This window comes from Amycolatopsis bullii, from assembly GCF_014654205.1.
Taxonomy (GTDB): Bacteria; Actinomycetota; Actinomycetes; order Mycobacteriales; family Pseudonocardiaceae; genus Amycolatopsis; species Amycolatopsis plumensis.
Window position 1 is genome coordinate 78,981 of record NZ_BNAW01000024.1, and the last position, 16,154, is coordinate 95,134.

The window sequence follows — 16,154 nt, forward strand, 5'->3', positions numbered from 1 at the left end:
GGCGAGGCTGGCCTTCGTGAACCGAACCGAAGGGGGATCCGTGTGACCACCATGACGCAGACCGCCGAGGCCGCGCGCCCGGCGATCCGCCCCCGGATCGCCGCGAAATCCGGCCTCTTCCTCTTCCTCGGCGCCAACGTGGCCGCCGTCACCGTCCTGTTCGTGCAGGCCGGGGTTTCGCAGAACGTGCTGATCACGATCGGCAGGCTCGCCGGGATGTACGGCGCGCTGGCGATGGCGTTCCAGCTGCTGCTGGTGGCCCGGCTGCCCTGGCTGGACCGCCGGCTCGGGATGGACCGGCTGACCACCTGGCACCGCTGGACCGGTTTCACGATCCTCTGGACCCTGCTGGCGCACCTGGTGTTCATCACCATGGGCTACGCGGAGGTCTCGGACAAGGGCGTCGTCGACGAGCTGGTCGAGATGGCCAACACCCTCGAGGGGATCCTGCGGGCACTGGTCGCCTTCGCCGTGATCCTCGTCGTCGGCGCCGCCTCGGCCAAGTTCGCGCGCAAGCGTCTCGCCTACGAAACGTGGCACTTCATCCACCTCTACACCTACGCCGCGGTGCTGCTGGCCTTCACCCACCAGATCGCGCTCGGGCAGTCGTTCGCCGGCTCGGAGCCGGCGAAGGCCTACTGGTGGACGCTCTGGCTCGGCGCCGGCGCGGCCGTGCTGGCCGGGCGGGTCGTGCTGCCGCTGTGGCGGAACCTGCGCCACCAGCTGCGGGTCACGGCGGTGGTTTCCGAGTCCCCGGACGTCGTTTCGGTCTACATGTCCGGCAAGCACCTGGACAAGATGCCGGCCAAGGCCGGGCAGTTCTTCCTGTGGCGGTTCCTGACCAAGGACCGGTGGTGGCAGGCAAACCCGTTCTCGCTGTCGGCCGCGCCCGACGGCCGTTCCCTGCGGCTGACCGCGAAGGCGCTCGGCGATTCCAGCGCCGGGCTGCGGAACCTGCGCGTCGGGACGCGCGTGTTCGCCGAAGGACCGTACGGCGCCTTCACGACGATCCACCAGCGGCGGCCCAACGCGCTGCTCGTGGCAGGCGGCGTCGGGATCACACCGATCCGCGCGCTGCTGGAGGACATCGACGGCCACGTCGTCGTGCTCTACCGGGTGCGCTCGCAGGCCGACGCGGTGCTGCTGCCGGAGCTGAACGAGCTCGCCAAGGCCCGCGGCGCCAGCGTCAGTGTCCTCACCGGACCGGACCAGGCGGTCGGGCCGCGCGGGGTGATGCTCGGGCCGGCGAACCTGCACATGATGGTGCCGGACGTGCACGAGCGGGACGTGTTCGTCTGCGGGCCGCCGGGGATGACCTCGGCCGTGCTGCGCAGCCTGCGCGAGCTGAAGGTGCCGAGCGCACAGGTGCACGCCGAACGTTTCAGCCTTGCGGCTTAGGGGATTGTCGTGAAGAAGACCATTTTCGTCGTCGCGCTGTCCATCGCGGGGTTCATCGCGGTCTGGCGGTTCGAGCCGGGGCCGGTGCAGAAGACCTCCACGGTCGCCCAGGCACCTCCGCCGGCCGCCACCGCGCCGGTCACCTCGGCACCGCCCGCCACCTCGGCGACTCCGTCCACTTCGGACACACCGCCGTCGTCGGCCACCACGCCCGCTCAGTCCACTTCGGAGGTTCCGGCCACCCGGGACACCACGAACGAGCCGGTGACCACGCAGGGCAGCGCCGAGTCGAGCCGGTACGGCACCGTGCAGGTGCAGGTGACGTTCACCGGCTCGCGGATCGCCGTCATCACTCTGCTGCATGCCCCGGACGGCGGCCGGTCGCTGACCGCGCTCCCGAAGCTGCAGGAAGAAGCGATCAAGGCGCAGAGCGCCGACATCGACACGGTGACCGGGGCCACCGAGACCAGCGAGTCGTACAAGACGTCGCTGCAGGCCGCGATCGACGCGAGGGGGAAGCAGCGATGACCACCCGCGTCGAACAGGTGATGGGCCTGCCGATCTCGCTCGACCTGCGGGACGAGGGCGACTTCGCCGAGGTGGTCGACGACGTGTTCGCGTGGTTCCGGGACGTCGACGCCCGGTTCAGCCCGTTCAAGGAAGACAGCGAGGTCAGCCGGTACGACCGCGGCGAGCTGACGGCGGCCGAGCTGAGCGACGACCTCCTGGAGGTGCTGGAGCTCTGCGCGTACTACGAGCAGCTCTCCGGCGGCGCGTTCCGCGCGCGGCTGCCCGGCCGCGGCCTCGACCCGTGCGCCGTCGTCAAGGGCTGGGCGGTGCAGCGCGCGGCCGACATGCTGAAGGCCGAGGGCGCGGCGACGTTCTGCCTCAACGCCGGCGGCGACGTCGTCACCGCCGGCGAGCCCGAGCCGGGACGCCCGTGGCGGGTCGGCGTGCGCCACCCGGAGCAGCCCCTGGCCGTGTGCGCGGTTCTGGAGTCGCGCAACGGCGCGATCGCGACGTCGGCGGCATACGAGCGCGGCTCCCACATCCTCGACGGCCGTTCGGGCACCCCGGCAACGGGCCTGATGAGCGTCACGGTCGTGGCCGGCGACCTGGTGACGGCGGACGCACTGGCCACGGCGGCGTTCGCGATGGGCGCGGAGGGCATCACGTGGGCGGCCGACCGGCCGGACTGCGAGATCCTCATCGTCGACGACAGCCGCCGCATGCACCGGACGGCCGGGCTGGCGCTGGCGTCGTAAATCGGTTCGCCCTCCTCGGGCCGCTGGGCCAGACTCGGGCCCACCCGACATCGAGGAGTGCCATGCCGTCGTCCGTGCTGAACGTCACCGTCGACTGCGCCGACCCGTACACGCTGTGCCGGTTCTGGAGCCAGGTCACCGGCAAACCGATGCCCGACACCGACCAGCCCGGCGACGAAGAGGTCGGCTTCGAGCTGAACGACGGGACGAACCTGCTGTTCATCCGCGTACCCGAACCGAAGACGGTGAAGAACCGCCTCCACCTGTGCCTGCAGCCAGACATCCCGCGCGACGAGGAAGTCGAGCGGCTCCTCGGCCTCGGCGCGACGCTGTACGACGACCTCCGCAACCCGGACGGCACGGGCTGGGTGGTGCTCGCCGACCCGGAGGGCAACGAATTCTGCGTGCTGCGCAGCGCGGCCGAGCGCGCGGCGACTTCGTGACGGACTCGCCGGCGGTCAAGACCGGCTGAATAGGGTGGCGGGCATGGCACGTCCCCTGATCGCCGTCGCCACGCTGGGCGGCACCATCTCGATGGCTCCCGTCGGCGGCGGAGGCGGCGCCGTCCCGCGGCTCGGCGCGGCCGAGCTGCTCGGCGGGCTCGGCGACGTCCCGATGGACGTCCTGGCCGAAACCCTGGCCGGGATCGGCAGCGCGTCGCTGGACTTCGCGACGCTGCTGCGGTGCCGCGAATGGGGCCTGCGCCAGGACGCCGACGGGTTCGTCGTCGTCCAGGGCACCGACACGCTCGAGGAAACCGCCTACTTCCTGGACCTGCACTGGCCGTCGGAGACCCCGGTGGTGGTCACCGGGGCGATGCGCAACGCCGGCCTGTTCAGCCCGGACGGCCCGGCGAACCTGCGCAACGCGCTGACCGTCGCCGCCGATCCGCGCAGCCGCGGGCGGGGCGTGCTGGTCACGCTCAACGACGACGTCCACGCCGCGCGCTGGGTGCGGAAGGCGCATTCGAGCCACCTCGAGGCGTTCTCGTCGGCGCCGGCGGGACCGCTGGGCATGGTCGTCGAGCACGCGGTGCACTGGTTCCACCCGTCGCCGCCACGGCTGCCGTCCCTCGACGGCGACGACTTCGGCGGCCTGGTCCCGGTGGTCGAAACCGGTCTGGACGACTCGGGCGCGTTCCTGGAGCACGCGGCTTCGCAGCCGGACGTGCGCGGCGTGGTGATCGCCGCGACGGGCGTGGGACACGTTTCGTCCGGCACGGCCGACGTGATCTCGCGGCTGGTGCCGTCCTTGCCGGTGGTCGTCGCTTCGCGGACCGGGGCGGGTCCGACGCTGCGCTCGACGTACGGCTTCCACGGTTCGGAGTCGAGCCTGATCGCGATGGGCGCGACCATGGCGGGCTGGCTCGACGCGCGGAAGTCGCGGATCCTGCTGCACGCGCTGCTGGCGTCCGGCGCGGACCGGGCCCGGATCGAGCAGGAGTTCCGGGCTCGCGGCGACCTGGACCGTTAGTCCCGGATCGGGCCGTCGACCGGGTCCAGGTGGTACGGGCGCATCGCGCGGCCGGCGTCACGGTAGACGTGGATCGAGATCGCCGGGTCCGGGCCGTCGTTGCGGACCTCGTGCACGTACCCCGGCCCGAAGACCCGCGACTGCCCCGCCGAAAGCGCGTGCAGCTCGGTGACCGCGCGGCCGTCCGGCGCGCGGCGCGCCACGGCCTCGGTCAGGTGGCCGCCGACCACGGTGAACGCGCCGCTGGCGAACGCGTGGTCGTGCAGGTCGGTGCGCTGGCCGGGCAGCCAGCTCATCAGCCACACTTCCTGCTGCTCGTCGCTCGACACGAGCGTCGCGAAGCGCGCGTCGGGGTCGTAGCGCAGCAGGTGGCGCCAGCGGTCGCGATCGGCGGCGACCTCGAGGGCGACGCGCACCGGGTGGCGCAGCGCGGGGTTTTCGGGACGCAGCAGGGTGTTGTCCGGAACGGCGAACATGAGGGTCCTCACGCAGAAGAAAAGGGTGTCGAGCTGGGCCGGGGCTGGGTTCACCGACAACAGCGACACGCGCGCACGCTCGAGCGGAGGCTCATCAGGCCCCACGACTCGGACACGGCGTACGCGAACATGCGACAAGAGTCGCAGCCGCCTTCCGCGCGGTCAAGACGTCTCACCTGACGGGAGGTCAGGACCACTCGTGCTTCTGGGACCGCCCGAGCAGCTCGGCTCCGGCCTGGCGGGGGTCGACACCCTCGTGGCAGACGCGGTGCATGGCGTCGGTGATCGGCATGTCGACACCCAGGCTCCGGGCCAGCGCCCGGATCGACGAGCACGACATCACGCCCTCGGCGACCTGCCCGCCGGCCGCCGCCTGCGCCTGTTCGAGCGTCTCGCCGCGGCCGAGGCGTTCGCCGAAGGTGCGGTTGCGCGAAAGCGGCGACGAGCAGGTCGCGACCAGGTCGCCGACGCCGGCGAGCCCGGCGAAGGTCAGCGGGTCGGCGCCCAGTTTCGCGCCGAGCCGGGCCATCTCGGCCAGGCCGCGGGTGATGAGCGTCGCCATCGTGTTGGTGCCGAGGCCCAGGCCCGCGGCCATCCCGGTGCTGAGCGCGATGACGTTCTTGCAGGCGCCGCCGAGTTCGCAGCCGACGACGTCGGTGTTCGTGTAGGGGCGGAAGTAGGAGTTGGCGCAGGCGCGCTGGATCGCGACGGCGCGTTCGTGGTCGGCGCAGGCCAGCACGGAGGCGGACGGCTGCCCGGCGGCGATTTCCTTCGCCAGGTTCGGCCCGGTGACGACCACGACGTCGTCGGCGGCGATGCCGACGATCTCGCCGATCACCTCGCTCATCCGCTTGAGCGTGCCGAGTTCGACACCCTTGGCGAGGCTGACGAGGATCGCGTCCTTCGGCAGCAGCCCGCGCCACGCGGTGAGGTTCGCCCGGAGGCTCTGGCTGGGCACGGCGAGGACGACGGCTTCGGCGCTCTTAGTCGCTTCCGCGGGGTCGCTGGTGGCGGTGATGTTCTCCGGCAGGGTCACGCCGGGCAGGTAGGCGCTGTTGGTGTGCCGGTCCCGGATGTCCTCGGCGACCTGTTCGCGGCGCGCCCACATGGTGACGTCCCGCCCGGCGTCGCCGAGCACCTTCGCGAAGGCAGTGCCCCACGAGCCGGCCCCGAGCACGGTGACCCGCTGCACGTCGGCGCGCATCAGGCGGGGTCCTCCGGCTTCGTCGCCGGCGGTTCCTCGTGCCGGATCTCGGCGAGGAGCCGGGTCACCTCGTCCATCATGACCTTGGTGACCTCGCGCAGCTTCGTCGCGCTGCGGGTGTTGCCGCCGCGGTAGGCGGACAGGTCGATCGGGTCGCCGACGGAGTGCGTGATGGTCTTGCGCGGGAACGGCGTGAACTTCTTCGTGTAGCCGTTGAAGATCTGGCTGGTGCCCCACCGGGCGACGGGGATGACCGGGACGTCGTTCTGCAGCGCGAGCCGCGCGGCGCCGGTGAAGGACTCCTTCGGCCAGCCGTCGGGATCCTTGGTGATGGTGCCCTCGGGGTAGATGACGACGATCTTGCCCTCTTCGAGGGCCTGGTGAGCGGCCTTGAGACTGTCCCCGGCGGCGGCCGACCCCCGCGAGACGGGGATCTGCCCGGACCCGGAGACGATCGGCCCGAGGATCGGCGCGCGCGTCAGGCTCTCCTTGAAGAGGAACCGCGGGACGCGCTTCTGCCGGTGCACGAACACGGCGTCGACGGCGGGATCGAAGTGCGAGATGTGGTTCATGACGAGCAGAGCGGGCCCCTGCCGCGGAATCTTTTCGGCGCCGACGTAGACCCGCCGTCCGATGTGGGTGAGCGGGTAGAACAGTACGGCGGCGAGCCCCACCCAGAAGCCGCCCTTCTCACGCCGGGCCACGATCTCCTCCTAGTTCAGGTCACGTCCGGGTTGATCCTGCCGCGCCGGGCTCGGGGCGGTCCAGGGAGGGTCGGTTGAGCGGTGTGACCAGGCTGGAGGCGTTTCGGCTGTCGTGGTCACGACGGGACGCCAGGGGGTCGGCCAACCGGACAAAACGGTCTCACCAGGGTGTTGTGGTGTGCCGGCGCCGGGCCGGTTCAGCGGTGGTCGCGGGGTTTTGACCAGGGTCGTTTCCGGGTCCGGCGCGCCCCTGGCGGGGTTCGTGCGAGCTCGCCTGAACCGGCGTGCCGCTGCCAGCCGGGCGTGACCGCGGGTTCGAACGCCACAGCCCGCCCACCCACACAGCCCACCCACACAGCCCACCCACACAACCCACCCACACAACCCACCCACACAGCCCACCCACCCAAGGGGGCCACCATCCCCCAACGGGGAACCCCCGATTTCGACGCTATCGCCCCCACCCGACAAAACCCCACGCAAAACCGACCCACCCCCGACCCTGTCCACAACACCCGTCGCCTGTGGACAACCCGCCCCACCCGCCCCCGGCCCGCCCGGCTTTCGGGTAAAGATGGACACGTGGACGTCGATCTGGTCGTACCCCTGAAGCACCCCCGCGACGGCAAGTCGCGGCTGCGTGGTGCCGTCGAAACCGCGCACCACCCCGGCTTGGTCCTCGCCCTCGCCAAAGACACGCTCGCCGCCGTGACCTCGAGCGCGCAGATCAGGCGGGTCCTGCTCGTCGCCGCCGATCCCCGAGCCGTCGCCGAGCTGGCGGAACTCGGCGTCGAGATCGTCGAAGAACCCGCCGAAAAGTCCCTCAACGCCGCCTTCCGCCACGGCGAGGCCCTGCTCAAAGCCGACGATCCGGCCGCCGTCGTCGGCGCCCTCCAAGCCGACCTGCCCGCCCTGCGTGCCGGGGATCTCACCGCGGCCCTCGCCGAGGCCGCGGGGCGCAGGGCCTTCGTCGCCGATCGGCAGGGCACCGGCACCACCCTGCTGCTCACCGCCCCCGGCATGCCCCTCGAGCCCCGGTTCGGGCCCGGCTCGGCCCGCAAGCACGCCGAGTCCGGGGCGGTCCCGCTGAGCCAAGCCCTGCCGACCCTGCGCAGCGACGTCGACACCCCGGATGATCTCGCTCACGTCCGCGCCCTGGGTGTCGGCAAACACACCTCGGCATACCGCGCTGAGCTGTTCATCTGACCTTCACCGCGGTCTGCGCAATTCCGCGTCACGTAGTGAAGAATGGGGGCCGTGAGCACAGACGACGGCAGCACGCCCGCACCGCGGAGGCGACGGAACCCGGCCAGCGGATCTTCCGAGACGGCGAAGAAGGCCACCACCGCCAAACCGGCGAGCGCGAAGAAGGTCCCGTCGAAGTCCACCGCGCGCGACACCGCCGCCCGTGCCACCGCCGGCAAGGCCCGCACCCGCAAGACCACGTCTCCGGCGGCGACGACCACGCGGCGCCGCAGCTCCACGCAGGGCAACCCGCGCGGCGCCGAGGAGTTCCGGGCCGTCCCGTCGGCGCCGCCCGCGGTCACCGCGGCGCCGACAGCCGTCGAGACGCTGCCCGACGACCGGTACTTCAACCGCGAGCTGTCGTGGCAGGACTTCAACGCGCGTGTGCTCGCGCTGGCCGAGGACGAGTCGCAGCCGCTGCTGGAGCGGGCGAAGTTCCTCGCCATCTTCGCGTCCAATCTGGACGAGTTCTACATGGTCCGCGTCGCCGGCCTGAAGCGCCGCGACGAGACCGGCCTGCTGGTGCGCAGCGCGGACGGGCTCACCCCGCGCGAGCAGCTCGGCTACATCGCCAAGCGCAACCAGGACCTCGTCGAGCGGCAGACCGGCGCCTTCGAGAAGCACCTGCGCCCGCAGCTGGCCGAGCAGGACATCCACATCGTCGGCTGGGCCGACCTGGCCGGCGCCGACCAGCTGCGGCTGTCCAGCTACTTCTCCGAGCAGATCTTCCCGGTGCTGACGCCCCTGGCCGTCGACCCGGCGCACCCCTTCCCCTACATTTCGGGCCTCTCCCTCAACCTCGCGGTGACGGTCCGCGACCCGGAAGGCGGCACCGAGCGCTTCGCCAGGGTGAAGGTGCCGAGCAACGTGCCGCGCCTGATGCGCGTCGAGACCGAGCGAACCAGCCGGACGGCGACGTTCCTCCCCCTCGAAGAGCTCATCGCCGCGCACCTGGGCGAGCTGTTCACCGGCATGGACGTCACCGAGCACCACGTCTTCCGCGTCACCCGCAACGCCGACTTCGAGGTCGACGAGGACCGTGACGAGGACCTCCTCCAGGCCCTCGAGCGCGAGCTGGCGCAGCGCCGCTTCGGCCCGCCGGTGCGCCTGGAAGTCGCGCAGGACATGAGCGAGCACATGCTCGAGCTGCTGCTGCGCGAGCTGGACGTCGACCCGGCCGACGTCGTCGAGGTGCCCGGCCTGCTCGACCTGACCTGCCTGCACCAGCTGTCCGCTGTGGACCGCAAGGAGCTGAAGGACCGGCCGTTCGTCCCGGCGACGCACCCGGCGTTCGGCGAGCGCGAGACGCCCAAGAGCGTCTTCGCGACGCTGCGCGAGGGTGACGTGCTGGTGCACCACCCGTACGACTCGTTCTCGACGAGTGTGCAGCGGTTCATCGAGCAGGCTGCGGCCGACTCGAAGGTGCTGGCGATCAAGCAGACGCTGTACCGGACGTCGGGTGACTCCCCGATCGTCGACGCGCTGATCGACGCCGCGGAGGCGGGCAAGCAGGTCGTCGCGCTGGTGGAGATCAAGGCGCGGTTCGACGAGCAGGCGAACATCACCTGGGCGCGGACGCTGGAGCGCGCGGGCGTGCACGTCGTGTACGGCCTGGTCGGGCTGAAGACGCACTGCAAGGTGTCGATGATCGTGCGCCAGGAGGGCTCGACCATCCGCCGCTACTGCCACATCGGCACCGGCAACTACAACCCGAAGACAGCGCGGCTGTACGAGGACATCGGCCTGTTCACCGCCGACCCGAGCATCGGCGCGGACGTCACGGACCTGTTCAACGTGCTCACCGGCTACTCGCGGCAGGACACCTACCGGACGATCCTGACGTCGCCGCACGGTATCCGCCGCGGCATCGTGCGCGCGATCGGCGAGGAGATCGAGCTGGCGCGGGCCGGGCAGGCCGCCGGGATCCGGATCAAGTGCAACTCCCTGGTCGACGAGCAGGTCATCGACGCGCTCTACCACGCGTCGCAGGCCGGGGTGCCGGTCGAGATCGTGGTGCGCGGGATCTGCACGCTCAAGCCCGGCGTCGAAGGGCTGTCGGAGAACATCCACGTCCGGTCGATCCTCGGCCGGTTCCTGGAGCACTCGCGGATCTTCAACTTCCGCGCGGGCGGGACGCACTGGATCGGCAGCGCGGACATGATGCACCGCAACCTGGACCGGCGGATCGAGGCGCTGGTGCGCGTCAAGGACCCGAAGCTCACCGCGCAGCTCGACAACATCTTCGACTCGGCGCTGGACCCGGAGACGCGCTGCTGGGTGCTGACGGCGAGCGGCGAGTGGTCGCCGTTCCCGGCCGAGGGCTCGCGTGTGCGTGACCACCAGCTGGAGCTGGCGAAGCTGCACGGGGCTGCCGGATGACCCAGGAGGTACGGGCGGCCGGCGCGGTGCTGTGGCGCGTCGCCGGGGGCGCGACGGAGGTCGCGCTGGTGCACCGCCCGCGGTACGACGACTGGTCGTTCCCGAAGGGCAAGCTCGACCCCGGCGAGACGATCGCCGAGGCCGCGGTGCGCGAAGTGCGGGAGGAGACCGGGTTCACGGCGGTCCTCGGCCGTTCCCTGGCCCGCACGGCGTACCGGGTGCCGTCCCGCACCGGCTCCGGCACGGTGCCGAAGACGGTCGACTACTTCGCGGCGGAAGCGGTCTCCGGCGAGTTCGAGGCGAACGACGAGGTCGACGAGCTGCGCTGGCTCGACCCGATGGCAGCGGAAAAGCTGCTGACGCGGCCGGAGGACGTCCGGGTGCTGCGGGCGTTCGGCGAGCTGCCGGTGGGGTTGACGACGCTGTTGCTGGTGCGGCACGCCAAGGCGGGCAAGCGCGACGAGTGGTCCGGCGACGACGACCTCCGGCCGTTGTCCGAGGCGGGCCAGCGCCAGGCGGCGGCGCTGCGCCGGGTCCTGTCGCTGTTCGGCCCGGACCGCGTGCTGTCGGCGCCGAGGCTGCGCTGCGTGCAGACGGTCCACGGAGTCGCGGAGGACGTCACGGCCGAGGTCCGCCACGAGCCGTTGTTCTCGGAAGAGGGCTATTGGCCGGACCCGGTTCTGGGCATAGCGCGGCTGCTGGCGGTGGCCGGAGACGGCGGAACACCGGTGGTCTGCAGCCAGGGCGGAGTGATCCCGGACCTGGTGAGCGCCCTGGCAGACCGCGACGGGGTGAAGCTGTCGGCGGCACGCGGCGGGGTGGTGCCGAGCAAGAAGGGTTCGTTCTGGGTGTTGTCGTTCCGCCCGCCGACGGATTCGGAAGGTCCGGTGCTCCTGGCGGCGGACTACCACCCGAGCGCCCTCCCGGCCCCCTCCCCCAGCCACTCCTGAGCGCGTCTGTCCGCAGCCAGCCGCTCCCGAGCCGTCTGTCCACATCCAGCCGGTGCTGTGGACAGTTCCGGCCGACAGAGGCCGATCCGCCGGTTTCGTCGCCCACCACCGATAGACTGGACCTGGGGACGCCCCCCCGGAGAGGGTGGGGGAGCTTCCGGGCCCGCTCCGCGGCTTCACCGCCGTGAACCGGGACGCTGACGCCCCAACCGGCACCCCACCCAGACCTCCCCACCGCCCCGATCCGAAGCCACAACACGGCCGGCAGCGCCGGGTCAAGGCACGCTTTCCCGCCTTGACCCGGCACTGCCGGCCGTCGTCACAATTGTGGCTCGGGGTGGTGGACACCCACCTACCCATCGGCCAAGGCACCCCGGCTCATCGCCCAAGGCGACCTGACACCACCCAGCTCAGCCACACCTTCAGGCCGAGCCCAACCAGAAACCCCCACTCACCACCGCAACAGCGACCGACTTCGCCGAAACCCTCCCGGAGAGCCCAAGAGCGCCGCCGTCACGACAAGACAGCGGCATGACAGTCGATCTTGGTGTACTTGTCCCGGGTCCCGCTGGGCTGCGCCGGGCTAGGGGTACGGCGCATCCCCGGGCGAGGGGGTTTCTGTCGGCACCGTGGCCAACAGGGCCTGGACCTCCGCGGCGCGGGGGTCGCCGAGGCGCTGGCTGACCGTCAGCGCCTCGGCCCAATGGCCACCGGCCTCGTGCGAGCGGCCGGTGCGGCGCTTCAGCCGGCCGAGCGTGATCTGGACGTCGATCGTCCCGTAGTCGGCGTTCAGCTCCTTCAGCTCGGCGAGCGCGTCGAGCCCCGCCCGCTCCGCTTCGCCGTGTCGGCCGGCTCCTTCGAGAGCCTCGGCGACGTTCCCCAGCGCGAGCGCCGCGTGGTAGCGATCACCGAGTTCGGCGAAGGCTTCATGCGCTGCCTGGGCGGCTTCGGCGGCGTGGTCGTAGTCGCGGAGGCCGATTCGGCTGGCGCTGACGTTGAGGAGCGCGTGCGGCACGAACGTGCGCTGGCCGTGGTCGCGCGCGAGGTGGACGGCTTTGAGGGCGTAGCGCTCGGCTTCGGCGTATTCGGCACGGACGTAGTAGGCGCCGGCGAGGTTGGACAGGATCGCCACCGTCAACGCGGTGCCGTCGCCGCCCTCGGACGCCGCGCGCGCCTCCTCCAGCGCTTCGATCGCCTTGTCGGGCTGGAGGGTGCGCAGGTAGGCCGAACCGAGGTTGTTGGCGCTGTACTGCAGACCCATCCCGTCGCCGGCCTCCCGCGTGGCGGCGACGGCCGCGCGTGCCGTGGTGATCCAGTCGTCGCGGTCGTGGCGCTCGGCGAAGAAGCCGCGCAGGAGCCAGGCGAGTTTCCAGGCGTGCGCGGTCCAGCCGCGACCGGCGGCGATGCCGACGAGCGCCGTGAGGGCGTGGCGTTCGGTGGTGTACCAGGCGATCGTCTGCTCGTGCTGCGCGAAGCCGACGGGCGGCAGCGGCGGGGGGTCGAGCGTGATGTCGTCGGTGAGCAGGTCGGGACGGACCAGTTTGTTCGCCTCGGCGACGCTGGCGAGGTACCAGTCGACGAGCCGGCGCAGCGCCGCCGTGCGCTCGGCCTCCGTCGTTTCGGTTTCGACGAGCTCGCCCGCGTAGACGCGCAGCAGGTCGTGGAACTGGTAGCGGTCGGTGCCGGGCTGGTTGAGCAGGTGGGCGGCGGCGAGCTGGTCGGCGAGTTCGCGCGCTTCACGCAGGTCCGCACCGGCGAGCGCGGCGGCCGAGGAGAGGCTGAAGCCGTGGCCGGGGTGCAGGCCGAGCAGCCGGAAGAAGCGGGCTGCGGCCGGGCGCAGTGCTTTGTACGACCAGGAGAACGCGGCCCGGAGGTCGGTTCCGGCGTCCTGCGGGTCGCGGAGGGTGTCGAGCCGCAGCCGCTGGTCGCGGAGTTCTTCGACGATGCCGGCGAGCGAGACGCCGGAGAACCGCGAAGCGCGTTCCCCGGCCAGCGCCAGTGCCAGCGGCAGGCGGCCGCAGAGCTGCACGAGTTCGGCGACGGCGCCGGGTTCGGCGGCGAGGCGCTGCGACCCGACGCTCCCGGCGAGCAGCGCGGTCGCGTCGCGGTCGTCGAAGGAGCGCAGGGCGATGCGGCGGGCGCCGTCGCGGGCGACGAGGCCGCGCAGCTGGTTGCGGCTGGTCACGACGACGAGGTTGCCGGGCCCCGGCAGGAGCGGGCGGACCTGGTCGGCGTCGCGGGCGTTGTCGAGGAGCATGAGGGTGCGGCTGCCCGCCAGCCTGCTCCGCAGCAGCGCCGAACGTTCCTCCACAGTGGAGGGCAGGGTCTCGGCCGGGACGCCGAGGGCGCGCAGGAAGCCGGCCAGCGCGGCGCCGGGCGTGACCGGGGTGTCCGCGGAGTGGCCGCGCAGGTCGAGGAACAGCTGGCCGCCGGGGAAGCGGTCGCGGACGCGGTGGGACCAGTGCACGGCCAGGGACGTCTTCCCGACGCCGGCGGTGCCTTCGATGACGACGATGCCGGACGCGCCACCGGGTGGCAGCCGGTCCAGTTCGGCGAGTTCGGGGCCGCGGCCGGTGAACCCGGCGACGTCGAAAGGCAGTTGCCGCGGCACGGTGTGGACGGCCGGGTCGGCGTCGGCGGCGAGCAGTTCGGCGTGCAGGCGACGGAGGTCTTCGCCGGGTTCGACGCCCAGTTCGTCGGCCAGCAACGCCCGCAGGCCGGCGTAGCGGGCCAGCGCTTCGGCGCGGCGCCCGGCCCGGGCGAGGGTGCGCACCAGCCGTTCCCACAACGACTCCCGCAGCGGGTGCTGGGCGACGAGGTCGGTGAGTTCGGCGATCAGCCGCGCGTCGGGGACGAGCCCGGCGTCGAGATCGATCCGCTGCTCGACGGCGAAGAGGTACCGCTCGGTCAGCAGCGGTTCCCATTCGGCGGCCAGAGTGGGTGAGCCGACGCCTTCGAGGGGGACCCCGCCCCAGCCGTCGAGCGCGGTAGTGAGCAGGTCCCGGCGGCGGGCGGGTTCCGTCGCGGCGGCGGCCTGGTCGAGGGTCTGGAGGAAGCGCAGGGCGTCCACCCGGGACGGGTCGACGACCAGCCGGTAGCCGTCCGGTTCGGTGACGACGGTGTCTTCGCCGCAGAGCCGGCGCAGGCGCATCACGTAGGTCTGCAGGCTGCCGCGGATGTGCGCGGGCGGGGTCTCGCCCCAGACCCCGCGCGCGAGGGCATCGATCGACACGAGACGGCCGGCGGCGAGCGCGAGCGTGGCGAGCAGCGCACGCTGGCGGGAACTGGTCAGCACGACCGGCGAACCGTCGACGAGCACCTGGAACGGGCCGAGCAGCCGGATGTCGATGGTGGTCGCCCCCAGGTAAGCCGTCGCGCACCGCCGGGCCCGCGCCGCATGCGGGCCCCGAGGAAGGCAGCGTGGCATCACTCGGCCGGGCGCTCAAGCAACTTTGCGAAATTGGGCGGAGCCGGTCCCGGGCCGGGGGTTGCGCCGGGTGGGTGACGCGGGGTGTCCATTCGGGAGACTGCGGTCGGCGGTGGGTGACTTGCCACCCGCCTGCGGTCGACGGACGCGGCGGTCGCTCTACCGGGACGGTCGGTTCGCGCACCCGGAGGGTCGGCCGCCGTACCGGGACGGCCGGTTCGCGTACCGGGACGGTCGGAGGGTGTACCTGGGCAGTCGGCTCGCGTATCCCGAGAGTCGGTTCGCGAGCCCGGACAGTCGGCTCGCGTACCGGGAGGGTCGGCCTGCGTACCCCAGCGGTCGGCTTGCGTACCTGGACGGTCGGCTTGTGTCTCCCGAGGGTCGGATCACTTGCCTCGCCGATCTTCGCGGGCACCGGGGCTCGGTTTGCTTGCGCAGACAGCCGGTTCGCCGCGCTCGATCCGATCCGCGCGCGCCGACTGTCCAGGTACGCGAGCCGACTGCGCAGGTACGCAGGCCGACCCTCCAGGTACGCAGGCCGACCCTGCCGGTACGCAGGTCGACCCTCCCGGTACGGCGGCCGTCCTGGCGGGCGCGGATCAGTTCTGCCGCAGGCCGGACATGCGGCAGGGCCCCGCGCACGTCGCGCGGGGCCCTGCCGGAAAGCTCGTTCAGCTCGGGGTCGCCCCCTGGGGGTCCCCCGGATTTCACGTTACCGCAGGGGTACGACAGTTTTCGGCGGCTCAGTCCTTCTTCGCCGCGGCCGAGGTCCGCCTGGCCGGGGTCTTTGCCGCGGTGGTCTTTGTTCCGGTGGTGGTCTTTGCCGCGGTGGACTTGGCAGCAGTGGTGGTCTTGGCCGCGGTGGTCCAGGCCGCCGGAGCCTTGCGGGTCGCGGTCGTCTTCGCGGCGGTGCTCTTTGCGGTAGTGCTCTTCGCAGCCGGGGACTTCGCGGCAGTGCTCTTCGCGGCCGTCGTCTTGGCAGCCGTCGTCTTGGTCGTGGCCGGCTTCGCTGCCGTTGCGCGAGTCTTCGTGGCCGCCGGCTTCGCCGCCGCCGAACCAGTTCGCGTGGTCGTCGAACGCGTCGTCGCCGGCTTCGGGGCCGCGGCCGCGCGGGAAGTGCTCGTCGCGCGCCTCGCCGGGGTGGCCTTCGGCAGCTTCTTCGCTCCGGAAACGACGTCCCTGAAGGTGGTGCCGGCGCGGAACGCGGGCACGTTCGTCTTCTTCACCCGCACCGCTTCGCCCGTGCGCGGGTTGCGGGCCGTCCGGGCCGCGCGGGCCCGCTTCTCGAACACCCCGAAGCCGGTGATGTTGACCTTTTCGCCCTTGTTGACCGTCCGGATGATGATGTCGACCAGACCGTCGACCGCCTCGGCGGCGGCCTTCTTGTCGCCCAGGCGCTCGGTCAGCGCCTCGATCAGCTGGGCCTTGTTGGCCATGTCCAGTCCTCCAGGAAGGATCCGCGGCCGCGTCGGCCGGCTAGCGACACGGTATTACCACGGCAGCGCAAATCCAACCGGCCCGCGGGACTTTCCCTTGCGCCGGGACGGATTCCGCCACGGCCCTCACCCCTGGCCAGAGGACAATCCGGAAACAAAAAAGGGGCGGAATCCCTGTATGACACAAGGGATTCCGC

General features: G+C 71.8%; 13 protein-coding genes. 8 read left to right on the forward strand and 5 right to left on the reverse strand.

The features are described from left to right. The first annotated feature begins 51 nt into the window (after positions 1 to 51). From IE317_RS25095 to IE317_RS25115, 5 genes are all read left to right on the forward strand, one after another. Positions 52 to 1,398, forward strand: a complete 1,347-nt coding sequence (locus IE317_RS25095; protein ID WP_191313824.1) for a ferredoxin reductase family protein — start codon at positions 52 to 54, stop codon at positions 1,396 to 1,398. 9 nt (positions 1,399 to 1,407) lie between these two features. Next, positions 1,408 to 1,926 (forward strand): FMN-binding protein, encoded by a 519-nt coding sequence (locus IE317_RS25100; protein ID WP_191313782.1) that lies wholly within the window; start codon positions 1,408 to 1,410, stop codon positions 1,924 to 1,926. Further along, positions 1,923 to 2,663: an FAD:protein FMN transferase gene (locus IE317_RS25105; protein ID WP_191313783.1), complete on the forward strand. Its 741-nt coding sequence runs from the start codon at positions 1,923 to 1,925 to the stop codon at positions 2,661 to 2,663. Before IE317_RS25100 ends, IE317_RS25105 begins: the two co-directional genes overlap by 4 nt. 62 nt (positions 2,664 to 2,725) lie before the next feature. After that, complete coding sequence (locus tag IE317_RS25110; RefSeq protein ID WP_191313784.1) at positions 2,726 to 3,106, forward strand: VOC family protein; 381 nt, start codon at positions 2,726 to 2,728, stop codon at positions 3,104 to 3,106. 43 nt (positions 3,107 to 3,149) lie between these two features. Next, entirely contained in the window at positions 3,150 to 4,136 is a 987-nt protein-coding gene (locus IE317_RS25115; RefSeq protein ID WP_191313785.1) for an asparaginase, read from the forward strand. Here the strand turns inward: IE317_RS25115 and IE317_RS25120 are convergent. The 3 genes from IE317_RS25120 to IE317_RS25130 all read right to left on the reverse strand — a co-directional run bounded on the left by IE317_RS25120 (position 4,133) and on the right by IE317_RS25130 (position 6,520). Further along, positions 4,133 to 4,612: a cysteine dioxygenase gene (locus IE317_RS25120; protein ID WP_191313786.1), complete on the reverse strand. Its 480-nt coding sequence runs from the start codon at positions 4,610 to 4,612 to the stop codon at positions 4,133 to 4,135. The genes IE317_RS25115 and IE317_RS25120 overlap by 4 nt on opposite strands. Before the next feature lie 187 nt (positions 4,613 to 4,799). Beyond that, positions 4,800 to 5,816, reverse strand: coding sequence for an NAD(P)H-dependent glycerol-3-phosphate dehydrogenase (locus IE317_RS25125; RefSeq protein WP_191313787.1), 1,017 nt, complete (start codon positions 5,814 to 5,816; stop codon positions 4,800 to 4,802). Next, positions 5,816 to 6,520 (reverse strand): lysophospholipid acyltransferase family protein, encoded by a 705-nt coding sequence (locus IE317_RS25130; protein WP_191313788.1) that lies wholly within the window; start codon positions 6,518 to 6,520, stop codon positions 5,816 to 5,818. Before IE317_RS25130 ends, IE317_RS25125 begins: the two co-directional genes overlap by 1 nt. Before the next feature lie 582 nt (positions 6,521 to 7,102). Between IE317_RS25130 and cofC the strand changes: the two genes are divergently transcribed. Genes cofC through IE317_RS25145 form a run of 3 tightly spaced genes read left to right on the forward strand, consistent with a single transcriptional unit; the run spans position 7,103 to position 11,094 of the window. Continuing rightward, complete coding sequence (gene cofC, locus IE317_RS25135; protein WP_191313789.1) at positions 7,103 to 7,726, forward strand: 2-phospho-L-lactate guanylyltransferase; 624 nt, start codon at positions 7,103 to 7,105, stop codon at positions 7,724 to 7,726. A 42-nt stretch (positions 7,727 to 7,768) separates the two neighbouring features. Continuing rightward, positions 7,769 to 10,144: an RNA degradosome polyphosphate kinase gene (locus tag IE317_RS25140; protein ID WP_191313790.1), complete on the forward strand. Its 2,376-nt coding sequence runs from the start codon at positions 7,769 to 7,771 to the stop codon at positions 10,142 to 10,144. Beyond that, entirely contained in the window at positions 10,141 to 11,094 is a 954-nt protein-coding gene (locus tag IE317_RS25145; RefSeq protein WP_191313791.1) for an NUDIX hydrolase, read from the forward strand. The genes IE317_RS25140 and IE317_RS25145 overlap by 4 nt, the downstream gene beginning before the upstream one ends. A gap of 583 nt (positions 11,095 to 11,677) precedes the next feature. On the opposite strand, the gene IE317_RS25150 is transcribed toward IE317_RS25145, so the two are convergent. Both IE317_RS25150 and IE317_RS25155 read right to left on the reverse strand, forming a co-directional pair. After that, positions 11,678 to 14,521 carry an AfsR/SARP family transcriptional regulator gene (locus tag IE317_RS25150; protein ID WP_229902902.1) on the reverse strand — a complete coding sequence of 948 codons (2,844 nt, stop codon included), beginning with the start codon at positions 14,519 to 14,521 and terminating at the stop codon, positions 11,678 to 11,680. 743 nt (positions 14,522 to 15,264) lie between these two features. After that, entirely contained in the window at positions 15,265 to 15,957 is a 693-nt protein-coding gene (locus tag IE317_RS25155; RefSeq protein WP_191313792.1) for an HU family DNA-binding protein, read from the reverse strand. Between the last annotated feature and the right edge of the window lie 197 nt (positions 15,958 to 16,154).

Coding starts and splice junctions, on each gene's coding strand:
- IE317_RS25120 (WP_191313786.1), bottom strand. CDS start 4,612: ATGTTCGCCGTTCCGGACAACACCCTGCTGCGTCCCGAAAACCCCGCG.
- IE317_RS25125 (WP_191313787.1), bottom strand. CDS start 5,816: ATGCGCGCCGACGTGCAGCGGGTCACCGTGCTCGGGGCCGGCTCGTGG.
- IE317_RS25095 (WP_191313824.1), top strand. CDS start 52: ATGACGCAGACCGCCGAGGCCGCGCGCCCGGCGATCCGCCCCCGGATC.
- IE317_RS25115 (WP_191313785.1), top strand. CDS start 3,150: ATGGCACGTCCCCTGATCGCCGTCGCCACGCTGGGCGGCACCATCTCG.
- IE317_RS25105 (WP_191313783.1), top strand. CDS start 1,923: ATGACCACCCGCGTCGAACAGGTGATGGGCCTGCCGATCTCGCTCGAC.
- IE317_RS25145 (WP_191313791.1), top strand. CDS start 10,141: ATGACCCAGGAGGTACGGGCGGCCGGCGCGGTGCTGTGGCGCGTCGCC.
- IE317_RS25150 (WP_229902902.1), bottom strand. CDS start 14,521: ATGCCACGCTGCCTTCCTCGGGGCCCGCATGCGGCGCGGGCCCGGCGG.
- IE317_RS25155 (WP_191313792.1), bottom strand. CDS start 15,957: ATGGCCAACAAGGCCCAGCTGATCGAGGCGCTGACCGAGCGCCTGGGC.
- IE317_RS25140 (WP_191313790.1), top strand. CDS start 7,769: ATGGGGGCCGTGAGCACAGACGACGGCAGCACGCCCGCACCGCGGAGG.
- IE317_RS25110 (WP_191313784.1), top strand. CDS start 2,726: ATGCCGTCGTCCGTGCTGAACGTCACCGTCGACTGCGCCGACCCGTAC.